This is a genomic window from Paraburkholderia sediminicola, assembly GCF_046026895.1.
Classification (GTDB): domain Bacteria; phylum Pseudomonadota; class Gammaproteobacteria; order Burkholderiales; family Burkholderiaceae; genus Paraburkholderia; species Paraburkholderia sediminicola_C.
Genome location: NZ_JAQQEU010000015.1, coordinates 23,476 through 48,455, shown reverse-complemented (window position 1 = coordinate 48,455; position 24,980 = coordinate 23,476). Strand labels below are relative to the sequence as shown.

The 24,980-nt window shown below is 65.8% G+C and carries 18 protein-coding genes and 1 pseudogene; 3 read left to right on the top strand and 16 right to left on the bottom strand.

Annotation, left to right across the window (positions count from 1 at the left end; all coding sequences use genetic code 11):
• Window positions 1–12 precede the first annotated feature (12 nt).
• Both PQR02_RS13390 and PQR02_RS13385 read left to right on the top strand, forming a co-directional pair.
• The gene (locus PQR02_RS13390; protein WP_408231001.1) at window positions 13–1,827 is read left to right on the top strand and encodes a putative bifunctional diguanylate cyclase/phosphodiesterase; all 1,815 of its coding nucleotides are present in this window, start codon (window positions 13–15) and stop codon (window positions 1,825–1,827) included.
• 91 nt (window positions 1,828–1,918) lie between these two features.
• The gene (locus PQR02_RS13385; RefSeq protein WP_408230998.1) at window positions 1,919–3,376 is read left to right on the top strand and encodes an HDOD domain-containing protein; all 1,458 of its coding nucleotides are present in this window, start codon (window positions 1,919–1,921) and stop codon (window positions 3,374–3,376) included.
• 199 nt (window positions 3,377–3,575) lie between these two features.
• On the opposite strand, the gene PQR02_RS13380 is transcribed toward PQR02_RS13385, so the two are convergent.
• The 16 genes and pseudogenes from PQR02_RS13380 to PQR02_RS13305 all read right to left on the bottom strand — a co-directional run bounded on the left by PQR02_RS13380 (window position 3,576) and on the right by PQR02_RS13305 (window position 22,778).
• On the bottom strand, window positions 3,576–4,961 hold the full coding sequence (locus tag PQR02_RS13380; protein WP_408230995.1) for an EAL and HDOD domain-containing protein: 1,386 nt from the start codon (window positions 4,959–4,961) through the stop codon (window positions 3,576–3,578).
• Window positions 4,962–5,384: 423 nt separating this feature from the next.
• Window positions 5,385–6,179 (bottom strand): annotated as a pseudogene (locus PQR02_RS13375) (ABC transporter substrate-binding protein).
• A gap of 160 nt (window positions 6,180–6,339) precedes the next feature.
• Window positions 6,340–7,395: a succinylglutamate desuccinylase gene (gene astE / locus PQR02_RS13370; protein WP_408230992.1), complete on the bottom strand. Its 1,056-nt coding sequence runs from the start codon at window positions 7,393–7,395 to the stop codon at window positions 6,340–6,342.
• Window positions 7,379–8,719, bottom strand: coding sequence for an N-succinylarginine dihydrolase (gene astB, locus PQR02_RS13365; protein WP_408230989.1), 1,341 nt, complete (start codon window positions 8,717–8,719; stop codon window positions 7,379–7,381). The genes astE and astB overlap by 17 nt, the downstream gene beginning before the upstream one ends.
• A 9-nt stretch (window positions 8,720–8,728) precedes the next feature.
• The gene (astD, locus tag PQR02_RS13360) at window positions 8,729–10,192 is read right to left on the bottom strand and encodes a succinylglutamate-semialdehyde dehydrogenase (protein ID WP_408230986.1); all 1,464 of its coding nucleotides are present in this window, start codon (window positions 10,190–10,192) and stop codon (window positions 8,729–8,731) included.
• 2 nt (window positions 10,193–10,194) lie between these two features.
• Window positions 10,195–11,232 carry an arginine N-succinyltransferase gene (gene astA / locus PQR02_RS13355; RefSeq protein WP_408230983.1) on the bottom strand — a complete coding sequence of 346 codons (1,038 nt, stop codon included), beginning with the start codon at window positions 11,230–11,232 and terminating at the stop codon, window positions 10,195–10,197.
• Complete coding sequence (gene aruF / locus PQR02_RS13350; protein ID WP_408230980.1) at window positions 11,229–12,284, bottom strand: arginine/ornithine succinyltransferase subunit alpha; 1,056 nt, start codon at window positions 12,282–12,284, stop codon at window positions 11,229–11,231. The genes astA and aruF overlap by 4 nt, the downstream gene beginning before the upstream one ends.
• Before the next feature lie 67 nt (window positions 12,285–12,351).
• Window positions 12,352–13,587 (bottom strand): aspartate aminotransferase family protein, encoded by a 1,236-nt coding sequence (locus PQR02_RS13345; protein WP_408230977.1) that lies wholly within the window; start codon window positions 13,585–13,587, stop codon window positions 12,352–12,354.
• Between the two features lie 151 nt (window positions 13,588–13,738).
• Complete coding sequence (locus tag PQR02_RS13340; RefSeq protein ID WP_408230974.1) at window positions 13,739–14,788, bottom strand: GlxA family transcriptional regulator; 1,050 nt, start codon at window positions 14,786–14,788, stop codon at window positions 13,739–13,741.
• A 36-nt stretch (window positions 14,789–14,824) separates the two neighbouring features.
• Window positions 14,825–15,616: an ABC transporter ATP-binding protein gene (locus PQR02_RS13335; RefSeq protein ID WP_408230971.1), complete on the bottom strand. Its 792-nt coding sequence runs from the start codon at window positions 15,614–15,616 to the stop codon at window positions 14,825–14,827.
• A gap of 79 nt (window positions 15,617–15,695) precedes the next feature.
• Window positions 15,696–16,409, bottom strand: a complete 714-nt coding sequence (locus tag PQR02_RS13330; protein WP_408230968.1) for an ABC transporter permease — start codon at window positions 16,407–16,409, stop codon at window positions 15,696–15,698.
• A 6-nt stretch (window positions 16,410–16,415) separates the two neighbouring features.
• Window positions 16,416–17,105 (bottom strand): ABC transporter permease, encoded by a 690-nt coding sequence (locus tag PQR02_RS13325; RefSeq protein ID WP_408230965.1) that lies wholly within the window; start codon window positions 17,103–17,105, stop codon window positions 16,416–16,418.
• Between the two features lie 460 nt (window positions 17,106–17,565).
• Window positions 17,566–18,519 carry a patatin-like phospholipase family protein gene (locus tag PQR02_RS13320; RefSeq protein ID WP_408230962.1) on the bottom strand — a complete coding sequence of 318 codons (954 nt, stop codon included), beginning with the start codon at window positions 18,517–18,519 and terminating at the stop codon, window positions 17,566–17,568.
• A gap of 33 nt (window positions 18,520–18,552) precedes the next feature.
• On the bottom strand, window positions 18,553–19,104 hold the full coding sequence (locus tag PQR02_RS13315) for a hypothetical protein (RefSeq protein ID WP_408230959.1): 552 nt from the start codon (window positions 19,102–19,104) through the stop codon (window positions 18,553–18,555).
• Window positions 19,105–19,988: 884 nt separating this feature from the next.
• Window positions 19,989–20,975, bottom strand: a complete 987-nt coding sequence (locus tag PQR02_RS13310; protein WP_408230956.1) for an ABC transporter substrate-binding protein — start codon at window positions 20,973–20,975, stop codon at window positions 19,989–19,991.
• Between the two features lie 201 nt (window positions 20,976–21,176).
• Complete coding sequence (locus PQR02_RS13305; protein ID WP_408230953.1) at window positions 21,177–22,778, bottom strand: rhodanese-related sulfurtransferase; 1,602 nt, start codon at window positions 22,776–22,778, stop codon at window positions 21,177–21,179.
• Between the two features lie 530 nt (window positions 22,779–23,308).
• Here PQR02_RS13305 and PQR02_RS13300 point away from each other — a divergent pair.
• Window positions 23,309–24,307 (top strand): LLM class flavin-dependent oxidoreductase, encoded by a 999-nt coding sequence (locus tag PQR02_RS13300; protein ID WP_408230950.1) that lies wholly within the window; start codon window positions 23,309–23,311, stop codon window positions 24,305–24,307.
• Window positions 24,308–24,980: the final 673 nt, after the last annotated feature.

The following is a 24,980-nucleotide window of genomic DNA, read 5'->3' as shown; positions in this document are numbered from 1 at the left end:
CCAGCGACAAACATGGAAGCGAACAGGATCACCGCGCCCCGCCGGGGCTCCTTGCGCACGGTCATCGACCGGCTTCGTGCGTTCGGCCGGCGCGTGGACGGCACTCAGCAGACCGGCGCGAGCCGCGCTGCGCAACTGGAACAGGTGGTCGGCGCCGTCGACCTGCTGGCGCACGTCGATGCCGCGCTGCGCTTCATCTATGTGTCCGACGCGAGCCTGCGCTTCATCGGCTACCACCGCGAGTATCTGGAGACGATCGCGCTGCACGACCTCGTCGCGCCCGCCGACGTGCCGCGCCTCGACGCGCTGCTGGCGCGCGCGTCCAGCACGGGCAACGTCGAGAAGGCGACGCTCGGCCTGATCAAGTCGCTGACCTATCCGATCACCGTCGAACTGCGCGTGGTGCGCAGCATCCATGACGGCATCGACGGCTATGCGATCGCCGGCTTCGACGTGTCGGCGTGGCGCGCCACCGAGGAGCGTCTGACCCAGGCGCTGCATCTGGATCGTCTGACCAGTCTGCCCAACCAGTCGGCGCTGCTGCCCGCGCTGCTCGACGCCCAGCAGCAGGCCGACGCGCACGGCACGCCGGCGGCGCTCCTGCTGCTCGACCTCGACGACTATCAGCGCGTGAACCGCGCGCTCGGCTACGACGCCGGCGACGAGATGCTGCGCGACACGTCGCGCCGTCTGTTGAACATGACGAGTCCGGGCGAGACCGTGGCGCGCGTGGCGAGCGACGAGTTCGCGATCCTCGTGAAGCCCGCCGCGAGCCGCACCGACGCGGCCGCCACCGCCGAAGCGCTGGCGCGGCGCCTCTTGACGGCGATCCAGCAGCCCTATGTGTTCAAGGGCCAGCAGGTGCATCTGTCGGCGAGCATCGGCATCGCGCTCTATCCCGATGTGCGCCACGCCAACGACACCGCCGCGCACGACACCCACCTGCTGCGCTGGGCCGATCATGCGTTGCTGCAAGCCAAGTCGGCCGGCGGCAACACGCTCGCGTTCTATGTGCCGGACGACAACCCCGCCGACGCCGAACGCCTGAAGCTCGAAGCCGACCTGTACGACGGCGTGCGCAACGGCGAGTTCTCGCTGCACTTCCAGCCGATCACGAGCAGCCGCACGCACGGCGTGGTCGGCGTCGAGGCGCTGATCCGCTGGGCGCATCCGGTGCATGGCCTCGTGCCGCCGTCGATGTTCATTCCGCTCGCGGAGTCGATCGGTCTCATCAACTTCCTCGGCAACTGGGTGTTGAAGGTCGCCTGCATGCAGTTGATCCAGTGGGACGCTCAAGGCATCTCGCTGCAATACGTGGCCGTGAACGTGTCGCCGCAGCAGTTCCGCGATCCGCGCTTCAAGGACTCCGTGAGCGAGGCGATCGCGCTGACCGGCATCGATCCACGCCGCCTCGTGTTCGAGATCACCGAAAGCCTGCTGATGCACGACCCGGCCCACGCGAAGGGGCTGCTCGAAGAGTTCACCGCGATGGGCATCCGCTTTGCCGTCGACGATTTCGGCACCGGCTATTCGAGCCTCGCTTACCTGCAACGATTTCCGCTTGCCAAGCTCAAGATCGACCGGAGTTTTGTCGAGAATCTGCTAACCTCGCGCAACGATCAGGCAATCGTTAGCGCGGTCGTCGGACTCGCACAGACACTCGATCTCGAACTGGTGGCCGAAGGCGTAGAAACGGAAGCGCAGCGCACGCTGCTCACCGAGATGGGATGCGATCATATTCAGGGATGGCTCGTCTGCAAGGCGCTGCCCTCGGAAGAACTCGCGCAGCGTTTCGAAGCGCGCACGCTTCACCTGCACTGCGCCTAGCCATGCGGGCGCAGCGCTTACGCAGCGGAACAAGCCGGCCACCAGCCGGCGTGGCAATCATTGGAACGTGTATGGTTCTTGCGGGACTCACATGGTAAAAGCGGCAGTGCTCGACCGGCTCTGGACGCGAATGAGCGAGCGCGGCGATTTCCCTATGCTGTCGCAGTCGCTGCGCACCACCATGGCGGCGATGAACAATGACGACCTCGACTTCACGGGCCTCGTGCAAGTGGTGTTGTCGGACTTCGCCTTGACGCAAAAAGTGCTGCGGCTCGCCAACTCGGCCATGTACATGGCGTTCGGCGGCAATATCACCACCGTGTCGCGCGCGTTGATGGTGCTCGGCATGGACGCGGTCGGTCATCTCGTCGTCGGCCTGAAGATCGTCGATCACTTTCATCACAGCGCGCCGCGCCGCATCGACGCAAAACTGGAACTGAACCGCACGCTGCTGTCGGGCTGCGTCGCGCGCAAGCTGACCGAGCGCGGCGATCTGCGCGCCGGCGAGGAAGCGGTGGTCTGCACGCTGATGCGGCAGATCGGCAAGCTGCTGGTGGTGTTCTATCTCGACGCCGAGTGGGACCAGATTCGCCGGCATATCGACGACGGCACGCTCGAAGCCGATGCCTGCGTGCTGGTGCTCGGCGTGACGTTCGACGAGATCGGCGCCGAAGCCGCCGTGCGCTGGCGTCTGCCCGACATGATCCGCTCGGGCATGGGCGAGTTCGATCCGCAGGACGTGGAGCAGCCGCGCCAGGTGCAGTGGCTGCGCGCAATCACCAATTACTCGACAGCGGTCGCCGGCGTGCTGACCCAGCAGAGCATGCCCGACTGGGAACGCGAGGCGCGCATCGCCGAACTCGCGCAGGAATATAGCGGCGCGTTGAACACGGACCCCGAGGTGCTGCTCGAAATGAGCGTCGCGCTTGCCCGCGAGGAAGGCGGCGACGGCGTGATGGCGGAGATCGTCGAGCTGCGCGCGAATGCGGATGCGATCGCGCGCGAGGCGCTCGACCCCGAGGCGCGCATCGCGGTGGGCGTCAAGGATCTGCGCGACCTGCCCGACGGCAGCCCGCTCGCGCCGGCCCTCGCGATGGCCGCGGAAACCGTGCTGGCCGGCCTCGGCTTCGCCCGCACGGTGGTCTTCGTCAAGCACAGCAACGGCACGTTCAAGGCGCGCCTCGGTCTTGGTCCGAAGACCGACGCGGCGCTGCCGAAGCTGACCTTCAACAGCGCGTTCGAGCCCGACGTGTTTCATCTGGCCATTGCGAATTCGGTGGGCATCTTCATCGAGAACGCGCGCGACCCGAAGATCGTCGCGCGATTACCGGAATGGTTCCGCCGCTCGTTCGACGACACCCGCGCCTTCGTGCTGTTGCCGGTCGTCGATGAGAGCGACCAGACGGTCGCGCTGTTATACGGCGACTGGTCTCATACTCAGGAGCCGCGCCGCATCTCGCAGAAGGAGATGAGCGTGTTGAACGAGCTGGCGAAGGAGTTAGGGCGTTTTTTTGGCTTGGGGCAGATGCGGGAAATGGAGACGATGTGAGGACGTGGCGTGATCGTTGATCACGGTGCTTCGAATTCACTCTCACCAATTTAGTATCTGCCCTGCTTCAACGCTGTTCGAGTCTGTTCAGTCCGGCGGGTGCCGCGCATGCGAGCCACGCGCCCTCCGTAGTTCATGCGGTCCATGACGTGGCGCCGGCTTCGAGCTTTAGCGCCGCGGCGCGTGCGGCCCTCACGCGTCAATCCTCGATCCTTTCCAACCCTTGCGCGCTGCGGTCCGCGACGCCCGCCCACGCGCCCGCGGCCAGCCCCATCTGCGCGACCTCTTCCAGCGTCAACGGCTGCAGGCGTTCGCACAACGCGGCGAGCTTCTCCCACTGCGCGCACTCCAGTGCCTCGACCACGCTCAGCAGTCGGCCCAGCACGCCCTCGCGACGCAGGATCGCGGCCTGGATCGGACGCGACAGCGTCAGCACGTTCAACGTGCTTTCGAGCGAGCCGCCGAACACGGCGTCGACGAACGAGAACACGCCGGTCAGAAACGCCGCGTCGGCCTCGTCGCGGCCCGCCTCGGGCAGGCGCTCGATCGCCAGTTCCATGAAGCGCGCGCGGGTCGCCGCGAGTTGCAGCAACGGGTCGTCCTCGAGCGCGACCTTGCGGCCGTCGGCATAGAGCAGCAATTGCGTCCAGCGCGCGATGCGGTCGGTGCCGGTCGCGTTGATCGCGTCGCGCAGCGTCGTTACCTTATGGCCGACTGCGAGACCGCTCGAATTCGCAAGCTTCATCAGGTGCATCACCAGCACCGGATTCAGCTTCAGTTCGGCTTCGAGTTGCGCGACGGTGGGATCGCCCGCCAGCAATTGCAGCAAATTGAGCAGCGCGTGACGCGGCGCGCTGACACGGCGGGACGCCGAGCTTTGCGCCCGCGCGAAAAAGTAGCCCTGAAAGCGGTCGAAGCCAAGTGCCTGCGTCGCTTCGAAATCAGCCTGGGTATCGATGCCGGAGGCGAGCAGCAGCTTGCCCGCCGACTTCAGCACGCTCGCGAGCTTGGGCAGCAGCGCACGCGGCGCACCCGCGAGGTCGATCTTGACGACCTCGGCATAAGGCAGCAGTCTGGCGAACGCCTCGTTGGGCTGCGTCACCTCGTCGAGCGCGAAACGATAGCGCCGGCCATGGAGATGCACGATACGCGCGATCAGTTCGTCGTCGACCTCGAGTGCGGGCGACAGCTCGAACATGAAGCGATCGGCGGGCAGCCGCAGAATGAAATCGTCGAGCAGCATTTCGCGGCTGACGTCGACGTACGCGATATGCCCGGTGAGCGCACCGCGCACATCGCCTTGAACCAGGCCGCGGACGATGCCTCGCGCCACCTGTTGCGCGGGATCGCTCGCGCGGCCCGGCAATGCATCGGGGTCTGCCGCCTCGCTTGCATCGATTGCATCGTTTGCAACGTTTGCAACGTTTGCTTCGACCGGCGGCAATGCCGCAGCCCGCACCTTGATCTCGTAGCCGCACAGCATGCCGTCGCGGTTCAGAATCGGCTGCCGGGCGAAGCTGGCGAGCAATGGCGCGTCGTCCGCCGCGCCGGTCCGGCTCTGAGTCTCGATTGCGATGGTGGTCATTCCGTTCCCCCGCGCGGCGCCTTCGGCGCTTGCCGCTGTATTTTGGTTTTAGCCGCCCCGTGGCGCGCGTTCGTTGACCCGGGTGAGCCCGTGACGCCGACGGTATGCCCGCCGATTTTAGCGCAGCCCGTCAGGCCCGGACACGGCAGCGACGCAATATCTCGAAATAATTGGTGAGGGGTTGGGCGGCGATCGGCACGCGAATCGACGATACTGCGTGGCGTCGAGGCGCGCCGTCTGGTCGCCAATCTGACGGTGGACCTGAGTGAGGTGGTGTTCGACTATCTCGACCAACCCGAAGCGAACGCGCGCTGAACGGCTGGCCGACATCGCGCTCGACGCGAGTGTCGTCGTTTGCCGAAGGCCAAATGCAAACGGCCGCAATTTGCGGCCGTTTGCATCAGAATCCAGCTTCGTCGCGTTTTACTTCAACACGACCTTCACGTCGAAGTACTTCGCGGCAAGGCGGTCAATCGTACCGTCCGCCTTCAGTTCCTTCAGCGCCTCGTTCAGCGCATCCTTGAGCGCCTTGTCGTTCTTGCGGATGCCGTAGCCCACGCCCGCGCCGAGCAACTTCTCATCGGTCACGGCCGGACCTGCGAATTCGAATCCCGCGCCTTGCGGCTTCTTCAGAAAGCCTTTCGATGCCGCTTCCGCGTCCTGGAACGATGCGTCCAGCCGCCCCGACGCCAGGTCGGCGTAGATCTGGTCCTGGGTCTGATACGGCACGACGTCGACGCCAGCCGGCGCCCAGCGCGCCTTTGCGTAGGTTTCCTGAATCGTGCCCTGCAGCACGCCCACGTGCTTGCCCTTCAGCGAGGCCGGCGTCGGCAGCAGAGCGCTGCCCTTCTTCGCGATCATCTGATTCGGGATCGTGTAGATCGGATCGGTGAAATCGACCGCCTGACGGCACTGATCCGTGATCGTCATGTCCGAGTTGATCGCGTTGAACTTGCGTGCCGCCAGCGCCGGGATCAGGCCGTCGAACGAATTCTCGACCCACACGCATTTGGCCTTCAGCTTGGCGCACACAGCGTTGCCGACATCGATATCGAAACCTTGCAGCTCGCCCAACGGCGACTTCGATTCGAACGGCGCATACGACGCCTAGACGCCGAAGCGCACTTCCTCGATCTGCGCCGCCGACGCGGCGCCCGCCGCAACCGCCGTCGCCGCGAACAGCGCGAGCGCGGCCATGTTTCGCCAATTCATCTTCATTACGGGTGTTCCTCTACGGTATTGAATGAACGGAGCCGGGTCAGGCGGACAGGCTTGCCGCGCGGGAGTGCGATCCAGACTCGCGCGACTGGCGTGGTGCGGTGCAACAGCCGCGACGCGCGGGATTCTACAGGGTTCGGGAGACAGCCGGCCCGCATGTCTAGACAAGTTGCGACAAGGTATCCGCAGTGGTCTCGATCACCAGCAGACCGGCGCGCAAGCCAGGCTTGACCGTCGCGTTTGGAAACACGATGCGCTCCTCGTCGTGACGCACCGTGTAGCGATACTCGCCGTCGCGCGCGAGCAAGGTGTCTTTCGCGAACGGCGTGAAGTTGGGCACGTCCGCCGCGAACAGCAATTCGAACGCCTCGCTTTGCTTGGTGAGCTGGCCGATCACCGTGAACACGCGCGGCATTGCAGCGTCCGCGTTCGCAGGCGCGCTTGCCAGCAGACGCCGCAACGCTGCGTCCGCGCCCGCGAAGCTCGTCAGATCGTTCTCGCCGAACGGGCGCACCTTGCCCAGTTCGAGCGTGCACGCATAGGCTCCGCAGGTCTGCGCGGTGAAGTGCGAATACGTGTTGCCTTTGGTGGTGTGCAACAGTACCGCGCTGATGCGCGCGTCGCCGAGCCATTCGAACATCGCGCGAGAAAACGGCTTGCCGGTATGCGGCAGCAACGCGAACTGCTCGAACGCTGATGCGCGAATCGCGGTATGCATGTCGATATGCCAACGTGCGCCGCACGCCTGCGGCGCCGCCGCGAAGAAGCGCGTCGCGGCCTGCTCCAGCGCCGCGGCGCGCGGCGCTTCATGGCTGTGCGGCACCTCCTGATGACGGCCGCTGAAAAGCCGGTTCAGATCGTCGTCGCGATAACGGACCGCGTCGCGCATCGCGTCGACGTTGCCGAGAATCACCAGCAGACGGCACGTCAGCGCGGCGCCGCCTTGCGCGATATCGTGCACCAGCCGCGACAGCAATTCGATCGGCGCGGTCTCGTCACCGTGGATGCCGGCCGACACCAGCACGCTGCGCACATCGGCACGCGGCGCGGCGGGCTCCATCACGAGCACGCCGTCGTCGAGCCATGACCAGCGCACGCCGTTCGCGCCTACGCCTTGCGCGTCATGCGCGGCGGGCCGCGTCCCCGCCAGCGTATAGGCGAGCAGATCGTCGAGCATCATCGGAACAGGCATCGCGTGTTCAGCGCTGGAAGTCATACAGCGAGCCCAGACCGAGAATCTGCGTGAGCTCGTCGAGCGCGGTGCGCGACTCGACGAGCAATTTCGGATCGCTCAGGTCGGCCGGCGCGAGGCGGTCGCGATAATGCTTTTCGATCCATGCGTCCAGGCGGCCGAACAGCGCGTCGTCGATCCACACGCCCGGCGCGACCGCCGCGCGCTCCATGTCGTCGAGCACCACGCGCAGCCGCAGACACGCCGGGCCGCCGCCGTTTTTCATACTCTCGCGCAGATCGAATACCAGCACGTCGTCGATCGGGCCCGCGTGCGAAGCCAGCTCGTCGAGGTAGGCCGCGACGCGCGCGTTCTCGCGGCATTCCTGCGGCACCACCAGCACCTGCTTGCCGTCCGGGCGCGTCAGCAACTGGCTGTTGAACAGATACGACGTGACGGCATCGGCCACGCTCACCTGCGCGTCCGGCACTTCGATCACGTTGAAGGCGGCACTCATGTCCGCGAGTTTCGTGCGCAGTTCGTCGTACACCGCGTTCTGCTCGACGAACGCAAGTTGATGGCAGAACAGCGTGTTGCGGTTGCCGACCGCGATCACGTCGTTATGGAACACGCCCGCGTCGATCACGTCGGGGTTCTGCTGCGCGAACACCGTGGCCGCATCGGCCAGCCCGTGACGGTGCGCGACCGCGCGGCTCGCCTCGAACGTCTGACGCGCGGGAAAGCGCTTCGGCTCCGGACCGCGACGATATTCGCTGCGGCCGTACACGAAGAATTCGACGCCGCGTGCGCCGTAGTCCGCGCAAAAGCGGGTGTGATTCGCCGCGCCTTCGTCGCCGAGCGCCGGCGTGCCGGGCAGCGCCTCGTGCACCACGAAACGGTCGGCATCGTTGAACATCGCGCGCAGCGTGCGGCGCGTCGATTCGTGTTCGATCGCGCGATGCAGCTTGCTGCACAGATTGGCCGGCGTGAAATGCACGCGGCCATCGTGCGTATCGGCCGAGGGGCTCACGGTCGCCGCGTTCGCGGTCCACATCGCCGAGGCCGAACTCGCCGCCGCGAGCAACTCGGGTGCGTTCTTCGCGACGCGTGCGATCACCGTCGCTTCGTCGCCGGAGAAACCGAGTTCGCGCAGCAGGCGCATCGACGGACGCTCCTGCGGCGGCAGCACGCCCTGATGGAAACCGAGGTCGGCCAACTGCTTCATCTTGCGCAGACCCTGGCGCGCCGCGGCCTTCGGATTCGCCACCGACTTCTCGTTGTTCTGCGACGCGACGTTGCCGAACGACAGCCCCGCGTAGTTGTGAGTCGGGCCGACCAGGCCATCGAAATTGGCTTCAGTGGCTTGCATCGTCGATCCTTAGAATTGAAGGCCCGGCGAGACGCTCGCGGGCATTTGCAGTTGCGCGCTTTCGACGGAAGCCATCGGGTACGCGCAGTAGTCGGCGGCGTAGTACGCGCTCGGCCGGTGATTGCCCGAGCGGCCCGGACCGCCGAACGGCGCGCCGGACGACGCGCCATTGGTCGGCCGGTTCCAGTTGACGATGCCCGCGCGGATGGTGCGCTGGAAATGCGTCCACAGCGCTTCGTCGTCGGCGAGCAGGCCCGCGGACAGGCCGAACTCGGTGTCGTTGGCTTTTTCCAGCGCTTCATTGAAGCTGCCGTAGCGGACGATCTGCGCGAGCGGGCCGAAGTGCTCCTCGTCGGGCAGATCCTTCACGCCGGTCACGTCGAGAATCGCCGGCGTGACGAAGCCGAGTTGCGGATCGCGCTGCTCCATCTTCAGCAGCGCCTTCGCGCCGTCGGCAAGCAGCCGTTCCTGCGCGGCGACGAGCCGTGACGCCGCGCGGGCCGAAATCACCGCGCCCATGAAGGGCTGCGGATCGGCGTTATATTCGCCGACGCTAATGCGTGAGGTGACATCGACGAGGCGTTCGACAAAGCGGTCGCCGAACGCGTCGTTCGGCACGAAGAGTCGGCGCGCGCACGTGCAGCGCTGCCCCGCCGAGAGAAACGCCGATTGAATCGTGTGATGCACGGCGGCATCCACGTCCGCGACCGGGCCGATCACGAGCGGATTGTTGCCGCCCATCTCCAGCGCCAGCACGATCTCCGGCCGGCCGCCGAACTGTTTGTGCAGCAATGTTCCGGTGTCCGAACTACCGGTGAAGAACAGGCCATCGATCTGCCGGTGATTTGCCAATGCAATCCCGGTTTCCTTTTCGCCCTGCACCAGATTCAGCACGCCGGCGGGCAAGCCCGCGTCGCGCCAGATCTGCACGGTGACGGCGGCCACGCCGGGCGCGAGTTCGGACGGCTTGAACACGACCGCGTTGCCCGCGATCAGCGCCGGCACGATATGCCCGTTGGGCAAGTGGCCCGGAAAGTTGTACGGCCCGAACACGGCCACCACGCCATGCGGGCGATGCCGCAAGACCGCGGTGCCGTCGGCCATCGCCGAACGCTTTTCGCCTGTGCGTTCGTTGTAGGCCTGAATCGAGATCTCGACCTTCGCCGCCATCGACGCCGCTTCGGTGCGCGCTTCCCACAGCGGCTTGCCGGTCTCGCGGCCGATCGCTTCGGCGAGCGCTTCCTTGCGCTCAGTGACGAGCGCGGCGAAGCGGCGCACCACGCCGCAACGCTCGTCGAGGCTCAACGCCGACCACGCCGGAAAGGCGCGGCGCGCGCTGCGCACGGCGCGATCGACATCGTCCGCCGACGCGCTGTTGCCTTCCCACACCGTCGCGCCCGTACCGGGGTTGCGCGATGCGAATGCGGGTCCGGTGGCGGCGGCCCATTCGCCGTCGATGAAAAGCTCGCTCATGATCATCCTTGTTTGTGTTTCTGCGGCAGCACCCGCACCGGGTCGCCTGCGTTGACGCCGAGTGCGGCGGCTTCAGGCGCGCGCAGACGGAACACGCCGTCTTGCGGCACCCCGGCCACTACGCCGACGCGAAAATCGCCCAGCGACGTATTCGACACCATCGACCTGGGCCCATCCTGCGGCGCGGCGGCCGCCGTATCGACGATCTCGACGGGCACCAGCACGCTTTCGCGCACGGTGCGCAAGTCGGCGATATGGCATTCGAGCACTGGACCCGCGTCGAAGATATCGACGTGGTTCTCATAGCGCAGCCCTTCCGTTTCGAGCATGCGGCGTGCGGGAATGGTGTCGCTATGCGTGAGGCCGACGCATCGCTGCGCCTCTTCCGGCAACAGCTCGACATACACCGGATAGCGCGGCATCAACTCAGCGAGAAACGCCTTGCGGCCATGCGAACTCAGGTAGTCCGCCGCGTTGAAATCGATCTGGTAGAAATGCGAGCCGACCGCGCGCCAGAACGGCGAGGTGCCTTCCGCGTCGAAATGGCCGCGCAATTCCGCGCACAAACGCTGCGGGAAACGCTCGCGAAACTGCGCGAGAAACATAAAGCGCGAGCGCGACAGCAGCCCGCCCACGCCGCTCGTGCGATAACGCGGGCTCAGAAACAGCGAGCACACTTCGGCATAACCGGTCAGGTCGTGCGAGATGTTCAGCGCGCGCATGCGCGTCCAGATGCCGAGGTCCTGGCTCGCGTGCACCACGGTGCTCACGCGATAGTTATAGAACGGCTGCCGCAGGCCGACCGCCGTTTCGATCCCGCACACGCCGGCCACGTCGCCGGTGTCGGTGTCTTCCATCACGAAGAAGTAGCCCGCTTCATGCGGCTCGGCCTTGTCTTCCATCGTGCGGCGCGCACGTTCGACCCGCGCGGCCAGCGCCTCGCGGTCCGGCTTGAAGGTGGTGAGGCCCGGGCCGGTTTCCTGCGCGAGCCGCATCAACGCGTCCACATCGCCTCGTTGTACAACGCGAACGACGATCATTGCGCGTCTCCCGATTGTTCATCCTGATGCGGCGCATGCAGCGGCACGCAACGCACCGCATCGCCCTCTTCCACGCCGAGCGCGGCGCGCGCCGCGTGCGACAGCGACGCGCCCGCCGCCTTACCCGCGGCCAACTCGCCGAGCACGCAGCGGAATTCGCCGGCCGCGCCGTTATGCGCGATCAGATACGTCGAGCCGTGCGCCGCGGCCGACTCGCGGACCAGCCGCGTTTCGTTGCGCGTGACGCAGGCGCTGCGATCCACCTGCGCGGTCAGCACCGGCCCGGCGTCGAAAATGTCGACGAAGCGATCCGTCTCGAAGCCTTCCTCGAGGTGAATTTCATACGCCAGCAGGGCCTTCGAATCCGGCTCGCCGAGCACGCGCTGCGCCGTTTCCGGCAGGAGCGGCACGTACACGGGATAGGTCGGCATCACTTCGGCGATGAAGGTGCGGCTGCGGCCGCCCGATTCGATTTCGATGTCGGCGAAATTGCGGCCGAAGAACTTACGGCCCACCGCTTCCCAGAACGGCGACACGCCGTTCTCGTCGGTGACGCCGAGCAGCAGCGAGAACACCTCGGGCGTGAAGCGCTTGCGATTGGCGGCGATGTACATCATCCGCGCGCGCGACATCAGATGTGGGGCGGGCTCGCCGCGCAGCGACGGGTCGATGTAAAAACCCGCGAGCCGGCTCTTGCCGGTCAGTTCGTGCGACATGGTCAGCGCGTGAATCTTGCGGTTCACGTGCAGTTCGCGCGACGCATGAATCAGCGCGTCGTTGCGAAACGCGTAGAACGGGTCCGAATAACCGGCCGCGGCGACGATGCTCGCGGTGCCCATCAGTTTGCCGCTCTCGCTGTCTTCGAGCACGAACAGATAGAACTCCTCGCCCGGAAAATCGACATCCGCGCGAAACGAGTCTTCCGACAACGCGACGCGCGCTTCGAGCGCGCGCCGGTCGTGCGGCAACGAATGCAGCACCGGTTGCGCAGTGCGCGCCATATGTTCGAGTGCATCGAGATCGGCGAGGCGGCCGGGACGTACGAAGAACATCATCGATCCTGTTGAATGTGACGCATGCGCGGGCCCATCTGCCGGCGCATGAAAACGGTGTCGTGAATCAACGCGACGCCGCTTGCGCAGTCGCGCCGGCGATCTCCGCGAAGGCCTTCGTCAGACGCTCGAAGCCTTCGCTCATGTCGTCGAACGGCATGATCAGCGACGGCACGAAACGCAGCACGTCCGGACCCGCCATCAGCATGATCACGCCGTGCTGGCCCGCCGCGGTGACGAAGTCTTTCGCGCGTCCCTTGAACGCGTCGGTCAGTTCCGCGCCGATCAGCAGCCCCTTGCCGCGCACTTCCGTAAAGAGACCGAAGCGCTCGTGGAGCTTCGCGAGGTGGCCCTTCAGCGCCTCGCCGCGCGCGCGCACGCCTTCGAGCAGCTTCGGGTCGCTGACCAGTTCGACCACCTTCTCCGCGATCGCCGAGCCGAGCGGATTGCCGCCGTAGGTCGTGCCGTGCACGCCGACCTTGAAATGCGCGGCCAGTTCATTCGTGGTCAGCATCGCGCCGATCGGGAAGCCGTTGCCGAGCGCCTTCGCGGTGGTCAGGATGTCGGGCGTCACGCCGGTGTCCTGGTACGCGTAGAAATAGCCGCTGCGGCCTACGCCGGTTTGCACTTCGTCGAAAATCAGCAGCGCGCCGTGCTGATCGCAGGCTTCGCGCAGCGCTTTCAGGAACGCCGGATCGGCGGGGATCACGCCGCCTTCGCCCTGGATCGGCTCGACGATCACCGCGCAGGTTTGCGCACCGATCGCCTTCTTCGCCGCTTCGATGTCGTTGTACGGCAAGTGCGTGATGCCGGCCGGCACCGGGCCGAAGCCTTCCGAATACTTCGGCTGGCCGCCGACGCTCACGGTGAAGAACGTGCGGCCATGAAACGACTGCGTGAACGAGATGATCTCGGCCTTGTGGGCGCCATGACGGTCGAACGCCACGCGGCGCGCCAGCTTCAACGCCGCTTCGTTCGCTTCCGCGCCCGAGTTGGCGAAGAACGCGCGGTCGGCGAAGGTCAGGTCTTCGAGACGTTTCGCCAGACGCAGCACCGGCTCGTTGGTGTAGCCATTGCCGATGTGCCACAGCTTGCCGCCCTGCTCGTGCAGCACCTTGAGCAACTCGGGGTGCGCATGGCCGAGCGCGGTAACGGCGATGCCGCCGGCGAAGTCGATATAGTCGCGGCCTTGTGTATCCCAGACGCGTGAGCCGAGACCGCGATCCGGTACGAAGGCGGCGGGCGAAAACACCGGCACCATGACTTCGTCGAAGGTCTGGCGTGTCACAGTCAGGTCGTTCATGGCAAATCCTCGTTACGGGTGAGAGGTAATACAGCTAGTGTAGGAAACCGCGCGCGATACGTCTTGCGCATACGCGACGCTTTCTATGAGGTTCCGCGCGCGCGGCGGGCCGGGAGCTTCGAGGCATGCAGCCGCAATCGCTTCAATCGCTTCAATCCGCCAGATCGGGCCGCTCGATCAGCGCGGCCGGGCGCGGCTCGCTCGCCGCGACGCCGCTCGCGCCGGTCTGCTTGTCGATCCAGTTGCGTCGATCCTCTCGCGGCGTGACACCGAAACGTTCGCGATAAGCATTCGAAAAGTGCGCCGCCGACGAAAACCCGCACGCGAGGCTGATCTGCACCACCGACTTGCTGGTGCGCTGCAATTGCGTGCGCGCTTTCGACAGCCGCAGCCCCAGATAGTATTTGGACGGCATCGAGCCGAGATACTGGCGGAACAGGCGCTCCAGTTGCCGCCGCGACACACCCACGAGACCGGCGATTTCATCGGTGGTGAGCGGGTCTTCGATGTTCGCTTCCATCAGCAGCAACGCATCGTTCAGACGCGGATGGCGCTCGCCCGGCGCGGTCACGAACGGAATGCGCTGGCGCTCCTCGCCTGCGCGCAATACGCCCACGCCGAGCGCGTCGGCGATCCGGTCGGCCAGCTCGGGACCGTGCTCGCGGCCGATCATCGCCAGCATGAAGTCGACGGTCGCCTGACCGCCCGCGCAGGTGGCCCGATCACGGTCGATTTCGAAGATCTGCTGGGTGACGATGGAGCGCTCGAACTGCTCGGAGAACTGCTGATAGGTTTCCCAGTTCACGCTCACGCGGTAGCCGGACAACTGCCCCGCCATGGCGAGCCACCACACGCCGTGATGAATGCCGGTGACGAGCGGCGTGCGCTGGCCGACGCGCGACAGACTGGCGAGAAACAGCCGATAGTCGGCGAATTGCTGAAACCGTTCGCTGACGATGATCAGCCAGTCGCACGCGATCGCGTCGCCGAACGCGGCGTCGGCGGGCCACTGCGCGCCGCCCGCGAGCGGCACCGCGCGGCCGTCCCACGAACACACCTGGATGCGGTACAGCGCGCGCCCGTCGATTTCATTGGCGAGATTGAGCGCGTCGACAATCGGCCCGACGCCCGACATCGACACGGGCGGCAGCGCGACGATGGCGACCTGGGTGGTGCGAGCCGGGCTGGGCGTGCGGGCCATCGCTGGGTGGTATGACGCGACTGCGCGAGCCGCGCGTTACTTAAGACTGCCGGACAGGAACTGCTTGAGCCGTTCGCTGCGCGGCGTGCTCAGCACTTCGGCGGGCAGACCCTCCTCTTCGGTGCGGCCCTGATGCAGGAACATCACGTGGTTAGACACGTTGCGCGCGAAACCCATTTCGTGCGTGACGACGATCATCGTGCGGCCTTCCTCGGCCAGCTTCTGCATGACCTTCAGCACTTCGCCGACCAGTTCGGGATCGAGCGCGGACGTGGGCTCGTCGAACAGCATCACGTCCGGGTTCATCGCCAGTGCGCGCGCGATCGCCACACGCTGCTGCTGGCCGCCCGACAGATGCGACGGATACTGCTTTTCCAGACGCGGCGCGAGGCCGACCTTCTCCAGATATTCGCGCGCGCGGTCTTCGGCTTCCTTGCGCTTCAGACCCAGCACGTGAATCGGCGCTTCGACGATGTTCTCGATCACGTTCATGTGCGCCCACAGGTTGAAGTGCTGGAACACCATCGCGAGCTTCGTGCGGATGCGCTGCAACTGCTTGTGATCGGCCACTTCGAGATTGCCGGCGCGATCGGCTTTCGTCTTGACCGTTTCGCCGTCGACGACGATCTGCCCGGCGTTCGGCCGTTCGAGAAAATTGATGCAGCGCAGGAAGGTGCTCTTGCCCGACCCGCTCGCGCCGATGATGCTGATCACGTCGCCCTTGTTCGCGTTGAGCGACACGCCCTTGAGCACTTCGTTGTCGCCGTAGCGCTTGTGGATGTCCTGCACGGCGAGCTTGCAGGCTTCGGTCTGGGTGGTGTGGAGCAAGATGCTCTCCCTTTTGAAAATACGGATCGATCTGTGACGGCGCGCATGCGCGGCGCCGCCCGGGGCCAACAGCGCGCGCTCAATGCGCGCGCACCGCGAGATAGGCCAGCCAATGACGCTCGGCGCGCCGGAACAAGGCGACCAGCGCAAACGACACCACCAGGTAAAGCAGCGCCGCCAGACCGAACGCATTGAACGACTGGTAGGTGGCCGAGTTCGCGTCGCGCGCCACCTTCAGGATGTCCGGCACCGTGGCCGTGAACGCGACCGTGGTGGCGTGCAGCATCAGGATCACTTCGTTACTGTACAACGGCAACGCCCGGCGCAGCGCGGACGGTATCACAATGCGCCGGTACATCGTGAACCAGCTCATGCCGTAGGCACGCGCCGCTTCCACTTCGCCATGCGAAGTCGAACGGATCGCGCCGGCGAAAATCTCCGTGGTGTACGCGCAGGTGTTCAGCGCGAACGCGAGAATCGCGCAGTGAAAGCCGCTGCGGAAGAACGCATCGAGCAGGTCGTGCGAGCGCACGAACGCGAGGCTGTAGATGCCGGTGTAGATCAGCAGCAACTGCACGTACAGCGGCGTGCCGCGGAACACGTAGGTGTAGATGCGCACGGGCGTCGACAGCCAGCGCTTCTTCGACACGCGCGCGACCGCGAGCGGAATCGACACGACGAAGCCGATGCCGATCGACGCCACCAGCAGCCACAGCGTGACCGCGAGACCCGAGATGCGCTGACCGTCCCAGAACAGGAACGCGCGCCAGAATTGATTGAGGATGTCGATCATGGTCGCTCAGAGCTCCGCGTGGCGCACGCCGATCGAATAGCGCCGGCCCAGCCAGATCAGCACGAGATTCGATACCGTGGTGATCGCCAGATAGATCAGCGCGGCGATCAGAATGAAGAAGAACATGTTGAAGGTGCTCTTGCCCGCGTCCTGCGCGGCCTTTACCACGTCGGCGAGGCCGATGATCGACACCAGCGCGGTCGCCTTGACCAGCACCTGCCAGTTGTTGCCGATGCCGGGCAGCGCGAAGCGCATCATCTGCGGAAACAGGATGCGCGTGAACACGCGCACGCCGCTCATGCCGTACGCGCTGCCCGCTTCGAGCTGGCCGCGCGGCACCGCCAGAAACGCGCCGCGAAAGGTCTCGGTGAAGTACGCGCCGTAGATGAAGCCGAGCGTGAGCACGCCGGCCACGAACGGATCGATGTCGAACTGCGGCAGATCCAGCGCGTCGGTGAGATTGTTGACCGCGATCTGAATGCTGTAGAACAGCAGCAGCATCAGCACGAGATCGGGCACCGAGCGGATCAGTGTCGTATAGCCGGTCGCGATGGACCGCAGCGGGCGGTTGAACGAGAGTTTCGCCGCCGCGCCCGCGAGGCCGAGCAGCACGGCGGCGGCCAGCGACAGGACGGACAGTTCGATCGTCTGGATCGTGCCGGCCAGCAACACCGGACCAAAGCCGTAAAGGAACACGCGCGTCTCCATCCAGGTTTATTGAAAGTGTCACGGACGGCGGCGGCTTGCGCCTGCCCGACTCGTCCGGCATGGCGCGGAGTCTCTCAAGCGAAAATCAATTTCTCAAATGGCGGGAGCGCACTGTGCTGCGATGCAACATCGCACGGTTTCGAGCGACGGGAGCCGTTAGCGCTTGGTTTTGCGGGAGATATGTTTTTGTAAGGCCCGGCGCGGAGGGCACGCGCCGCGGCGATTTCGCAAGTTTCGGGTCGCTTTTGCGATAGACCAGGCGCGCTGAGGGATGCGTAAAGTCGGTGCCGGGCGGACGGCACAGGCGTTGTGTGCCGATCGGTCAGGGGCGAGCCACGAAGGCGGTTCATGCGTCGTGCCGGATCGCGCGAAGGCACAGGCTGCCTTTTGACGCGAGGCCGGCCGATTCGCTCGCCTCGTCGCCTCGTCGTTTTTGCTCGTCGTTGGCCTAATCCATCCCCAGCCGCGCGCGAATCGCCGGAAGCATCTGTTCGACCGCCGCGCGCCCTTCCTCGATCGCCGGCGCCGCGCGGTGAAAATCGAAAATCCCCATCCCGCCCAGGCGCGGCTGAATCAGGATATCCGCCGGCTCGCCGGCAAGCCGGCTGCGCGAGATCCGCACCTGCATGATGTCGATGCTTTGCGCGATCGAACTCAGCATCGACGGCACGCGCGCGCTCGGCGCGGGCGGCACGCGCACGTCGTCGGTGACCGCCCCGTCGGCCGGCGCGAGCCAGCGCGGCCAGGGCTTGCCGTTGCGGCGCAAGGCCACCGGCGGCGGCGCAGCCGGATCGAGCGAAGGCGTTTCGACCACCGCGCCGCCGAAATCGCGGCCGTTCAGAATGTCGTTGTTCAGGTCGATCGCGATCACGCAGTCCGCCCGCATGCCGCGCGCGACCGACACCGGCACCGGGTTGCACAGGCCGCCGTCCACCAGCCACACGCCGTTGTGCCACACCGGCGTGAAAATGCCGGGGATCGCAATCGACGCGCGCACCGAGTCGACCGTGCTGCCGTCCTGCAGCCAGATTTCGCGGCCCGTATCGAGTTCGGTGGCGACCGCCGCGAACGGCATGTTCAACTGCGCAATGGAACGGCCGTCGAACTTGTCCGCGAAAAGCTGGATCACCTTGCGCCCGCCGAGCAGGCCGCCCGAGATGCGCAGATCGAGCAGGCGCACCACCGTCTGCCACGTGAGCCGCGACACCCACTCCTCCAGCCAGTCCAGGTCGCCGTTCGCATACACGGCGCCCACCAGCGCGCCGATCGACGTGCCGCACACCACATCGGGCTTGATGCCCGCGTCCTGCAACGCGCGAATCGCCCCGATGTGCGCCCAGCCGCGCGCGGCGCCGCCTCCCAACACCAGCCCGATACGGCTGGATCGACGTCGACGTATCATGCTTACCCCGCTTTCTGTCTTCGCTTCTGCGTTCTAGCGCCCGCGTATCACGTCCGAACGCGATGTCGTGTACACCTTCAGATCCCTGTCGAAGTGCACGTTGAAAAAACCTTCTTGGGTCACGCCGCCTTCGCGCCACTTCCAGCTCCACACGGTCTCCGGCTTCAGCGGAAACACCGCGATCTCGCCCGCCTTGCCGAGCAGCCGGCGCACTTCGTCCTCGCTCATACCCAAGCGGATCTTCGCGAAGTTGGCGGCGGTCAGCACCTGCGTGATGGCTTGCAGTTTGCCGTCACGGTCGATGTCGACCATGTACGTGTTCAGCCCTGGCGGACCGCGCGGATATTCGAAGCGCTTCGACCCGTCGGTGAACGTGCGCTCGGTTTCCGGCTTGCCCATCTGCTCGCGGATCTGCGCTTCGCTCGTGACGCCCGGCGTCATGTTCCTGAGCAGCAACGCATCCGGTTTGACGGCGTTGAAGAAGTCCTTGAGTTTTTGCACGGCGCGGTCGCTCTGTTGATCGTCGCAGCCGGTCAGCGCGACACACGCGGCCAACATCGCGACGGTAAGCAGTTTGAGGCTCACAGCGAATTCCCTGTTCAGATGCGCGGCGTGCGCGCGCCTTCTGGTGTGTAGTGTCTGCTCCAACGATAACCGCGCACGCGGAAAACCGCGAGCGAGACGGGCAAGTCGGCGCGTGGCCGGCGTGTCCGCCAGCCGATTGCAACCCTGCGCTTCGAGGAAGTCTGCGCGGCACATCGCAATGGCGCGAAGAAAATGCGGCACAGGTGCCGCGCTCGTTGCGGCGGCGGACTGCAAGCTGGCGCGCGGTTCTTTGCCGAGGCGGCCCGAGCCGCGAAAAAAGCGTCGCCAGAAGCAAAAAGGCGACGCTGTACAAAGCGTCGCCAGGTCGGTTGATACGGTCAACCGGAAGTGAAGCGGCCACCGGCCGCGATACGAAGCACCTCGGACGACACGCAGCGGTCTGGTTCCGGACGTAGCGGTGAGCAACCTTGGCTACACACCTTGCGCCATCGCCGGAATGGCAAACCGCCGCTTGTCTGGTCGCCCTGGTCCCTCGATAAGCCTTCCAAGTGCATTCAATTTAATCGCATTGGGCGATTTAGACGAGAGCGCGTTTACACCGAATTTGCAGATGTTTGCGCGGGCGTGAGACGCTTTCTGCGAGGGCAGTTTGGCGCGAATTTCGTGGCTGCCAGTTCGCTCGTCATGGCGGCCGCGCTGGCTGCGGCGTTCATGTCGTGCAGCGGCTGCGACGCTTCGATCATCGGGTCCGCTGCCGGGGCGTCTGACGAGCGGCACATCACGAGCATCACGCGTTCGGCGTGCGCATTGCGCAACATGCGACTGCCTGATCGACGCGCCCCAAACACATCGCCATCAAGCAGTGCATCACGGGTGTGTCATTCCCCCGCCGCGCATTCATGCGGACGCTGTCACTGCTCGCCTCAAGGCAACGGAAAGCTGCGGTCGAAACTCGTGCGCACGTCCAGATGCGCGCGAATCACCTTGGCGGCTTCGTAGGTATCGGCGGTGTGCTGCTGCGCGCTGACCACGCTGTCGTCGATCGTCACCGGATGGACCTGGCCGTGCTGATAGACGGTCTTCAGCACATCGACCGGCAGGCCGGTCACGCGCGACTGCATCGCCGCGACTTCGTCGGGATGCGACAGCGCCCAGCGCTGCCCGATCGCCACGCGCCGCAGGAAGTCGGCGAGTTGCGCGTGCTTGTCGGCGATCGCGCGTTCCGTCGCCACCTGGTAGCTGAGCCCTTCCGACAGGCCGACCCCGTTCGCGATGATGCGGTCGTGATCACGCGCTTCGCCGAGCGCCGTGTACGGGTCCCACACCGACCACGCATCGACGCTTCCCGACGCGAGCGCCGCCTTCGCATCGGCTGGCGCGAGGAACACGAACGTGACCCCGGTCGCGGGCACGCCAGCCTTCTTCAACGCGGCAAGCGCGAGATAGTGGCCGATCGAGCCGCGCGTCGTCGCAATGCGCTTGCCCTTCAGGCTCGCCACGTCGTTCAGCGGCGACTGCGCGCCGACGACGATGGCCAGATCCAGCGGATTCGAGCGGGTCGCCGCGACGGCCCGCACCCGTGCGCCTGCCGCGAGCGCAAACACGAGCGGCGCGTCGCCGAGCCCGCCGACATCGACGGCACCCGCGTTCAACGCTTCGCCGAGCGGTTGCGCCGCCGGGAAGTTGAACCATTCGATCCGATACGGCAGGTCTTTCAACTGGCCGGACGCTTCGAGAATGCCGCGGGTCTGCAAAGACTGATCGCCGACCTTCAGCACCGGCAGATCAGCCGCGCGCGAAGGTGCGGCCCAAACCACACCCGAGATCGCCAGCGCGACGGCGCCGAGCGGCCTCGACCACGCGCGGCGAAAAATAGAGAGGATATCGAAGGAAAAACGGAAGGTCGGCATGGCGGCGCTTGCCCGATGGAATGAAGTGATTTTGCCATCGACGATAAGGCACGCTTCCGTATAAGACAAACGCATTATTCTGCTAAGCAAATAGGCGGATTTTTGTTGAGCGGCGAGGCTAAGCGGGCGCGGCGATGCGCCGCGCCCGCTCACTGACGCCGTTACTCACACCCGCAGCAGCCGCCGATCCGCAAACCCGCTTCAGATCACGCGAAACCCATGCGTGCCATCGCGTTCGAGCTGCTCGACCAGTCCATACTCCCACTCCAGGTATGCGCTCATCGCCTCGCGCGAGTTGTCGGTGCCTTCATACGGACGCTGGTAACGGTCGATGCGCGGCGAAGCAAGCCGCGTTGCGCCACTTTCGACGGGCAAGCCCGCTTCGACCCACGCCGCCGTGCCGCCAGCGAGCACCTGCACCGGGCGGCCGGTCGCCGCTGCCAGATCGGGCGCGGCAAAGCGCGCAAGCTGATCGCTGCCGCAGGTCGCCACATACCGCTGCGCATCCGGCAACTTGCGCCATGCTGCGTCCAGGTCGCTGCGAATCACGAACCACGCGCCCGGAATGTGCCGCTTCACATAATTGGCGCTGCTCGTGAAGTCGAGCACGACCGTGCCCGGCGATTGCAGCAGCGCGGCCAGTTCGGCCGGCGCGATCTCATCGACGGCGGGTGGCGCGCTCGCATAACGCGCGGGCGGCGCCGCGCCCTTTTCCGCGAAATCCGCAGCCGTCAGACCATCGACCACGTACACCTCGACGTTCATCTGCGCGAGCCACGACGCGCTCATGTTGGCCCGCACGCCGTCGTTGTCCGCGAGAATCACGCGCGCGCCGCGCACCGGCGCGAAGCGCTCGGTTTCCTGCACCAGCTGCCCGCCCGGCGCGCTGCGAAAACCGGGCACGTGACCCGCTTCGTATTCCTCCGGCGAGCGCACGTCGAAGCGATACACGGTGCGCACCGCTTCGCCCGCCCAGCGGCGCGCTTCGTCGCGCGACGTGCGGCCCACGCGCGCGCGATCGGCCACCGCGCGCGCGGCGTCGGCGGTGGCCAGACGCAACGTGTCGTCGATCACCGGTTCGTAGCGGCGCGAGCCGCCGTGCGCGATCGGCTGACCCGCAAGCGTCCAGCCGATCGTGCCGTTGCGCAGCGCCGCGACCGGATTCGGCATGCCCGCATTGATCAGCGACTGCGCGCCGATGATGCTGCGCGTGCGCCCCGCGCAATTGACAATGATCTGCGTGGCCGGATTCGGCGCGAGCTGGCGAGCGCGCAACACCAGTTCGGCGCCCGGCACATTGATGCTGCCGGGAATATTCATGGTCTGATATTCGTCGAAGCGGCGCGCGTCGAGCACCACCACGTCGGCTCCGTGATCGAGCAGCGCCTGCACCTGCGGCGCGCCGAGCGACGGCGTGTGGCGCACGCTCTCCACCAGTTCGCCGAAAGCCTTGCTCGGCACGTTGACATCCTGAAACAGCTCGCCGCCCGCCTCGCGCCAGCCTTGCAGGCCGCCTTCGAGCAACGCGACGTCGGTATAGCCCAGTTCGGTCAGACGTTGCGCGGCGCGTTGCGCGAGGTCTTCACCCGCGTCGAACACAACGATCGGGACCGCCGGTCGCGGCAAGCGTTCCGGCGCCTCCAGTTCGAGCCGCGACAGCGGCAGACTGGCGGCAAACAGCGGATGACTGCGCGCGTGCGGATCTTCCTCGCGCACATCGACGAGCGCGATTTCCTCGCCTTCGATCAGCGTGCAACGCACGTCTTCGAAGCCTCGGGTACGGAATTCGTTTGCGACACTCATGAGATGTAAAACTCCTTCGTAACATGGCAGATCATTCCGACACGTCGTTCGGATAGCCTGGGATAAAAGGGCTTGCGAACCGCGTCGCCGGAATAGACCGGGCGCGTCGTCGCGCCGATGTTTCCACCGTACTCTCGAATGCCGAGCGACGTACGGTCACCAAAAGCATGGCTCACGCGACGATGCGGCGTGTGCATCGGCACGGTAGGGTCGCAATTTCCGCGCCACGCAGCACGCCAATCGAGCCCTGCACGGCGTGGCCATGGATCGGGGTGGCGTGGCCAGAGGGTCGATCATGCCGCCACCCGCTCGAAATCGACCTGGCCGAGGGCTCCAGCCTAGCGGCACCGCATGCGCCTGTTGAATATCGATCGTCTATATGCATATCGCCGTCGCACGTAATGGCTGCTTGAACGCACACAAACCCCCTTCGATGAACGTGGACATCGTCACGCGGTCAGCAGAAAACCTCAGGCTTTGCCACAATGCCCTATCGCGCGAAAGCGCCGCAAACAGCAAGTGAACAGACAATGATCCCCTTCTCGGTCCTCGACCTCTCGCCGGTCGCCGCGGGCGCCACGCCGGCGGACGCATTCAGAAACACGCTCGACCTCGCGCAGCATGCGGAACGCTGGAACTACCGCCGCTTCTGGCTAGCGGAACATCACAACATGACAGGCATCGCGAGCGCGGCGACTTCGGTGGTGATCGGCCATGTCGCCGGCGGCACGAAGACGATCCGCGTCGGCTCCGGCGGCATCATGCTGCCCAACCACGCGCCGCTCGTGATCGCGGAACAGTTCGGCACGCTCGCGTCGCTCTATCCGGGCCGGATCGATCTTGGCCTCGGCCGCGCGCCCGGCACCGATCAAAGCACCGCCCGCGCGCTGCGCCGCGATCTGCAAAACAGCGCGGAGTCTTTCCCGGACGACGTCGTCGAGCTGCAGCGCTATTTCGCCGATCCGGTGCCGGGCCAGCGCGTTCGCGCGGTGCCGGGCGCGGGGCTGCATGTGCCGCTGTGGCTGCTGGGCTCGTCGCTGTACAGCGCCCAGCTGGCGGCGGCGCTCGGCTTGCCGTTCGCGTTCGCGTCGCACTTCGCGCCCGACTACATGATCACCGCGCTGCAGGTTTATCGCTCGCAGTTCCGGCCGTCGGCGGAACTCGACAAGCCGTATGCGATGGTCGGCGTCAATCTGTTCGCCGCCGGGACCAACGACGAAGCGCGGCTTCTGTTCACGTCGCTGCAGCAGCAGTTCATCAATCTGCGGCGCGGCACGCCGGGCCAGTTGCAGCCGCCGGTCGAGCGGCTGGACGCATCGGAGATGGAGTTGGACAACGTTGCACACTCGCTCGCGTGCACCGCGCTGGGCGATCGCGACGCGGTACGCGAAGGACTGCGGTCGATCATCGCCCAGACCGGCGCGGACGAGTTGATGCTGACCGCGCAGATCTACGATCACGACGCGCGGCTGCGCTCGTTCGAGATCGGCGCGCAAGTGCGTGAAGAGTTGATGGCCGCCAACGCGTAGCCCGCAATCGAAGGCTGGCAGTTGCGCCTCGAGAGTAGGATGCCGAATTCCATTTACCTTTTGTGAACCCGCGTATCCGTCCCCCGTTGCCGCATGAATGGCCTTTTCCGCCGAGCCGCGATGTCGCTGGTCGCACCTTCGGCGATCTTGTCGCGCTTCAATATCGCGGCGCCGACGTGTGGCTCTGGAGGTGCCGGTGCGGCGGCCACGTGACTGCTAGGTTGGCGGCGGTAGAGGGCGGCCGAACGCGGGATTGCGGCTGCCGTGAGCAGCGTCGTGTGTGGCGGTCCCGACCGGGCTCACCTGCGCTGCGGGGCGGTGAGGTGTTCGGCCAACTGACCACCGATCGGTACGCCGGCGATGGTTTGTGGCTTTGCCGGTGCGACTGCGGTGGTGAGGCGAAAGTGAGTGCCGGGCGCCTGCGACTAGGCAAGGCGCGTTCGTGCGGGCGCTGCTTTGGCGCTTCGACCGACTGAGCGGCACAGTCTGCCCGGTCTGGTCATGATGTGCGGCCTGTTTGTCCGACGCTCCACACGGTGGCGGCGGCTCGGAAGTGTCTACTACGTTTCTGGGTAGCTGTCGGCGATATCTGGGTATTAAACCCGGCATGTCAGCTCCGTCTCGACCGGCCCAATGCGGACCCGAAGCGAACCTTGGCATTTTCCTGAAGCAG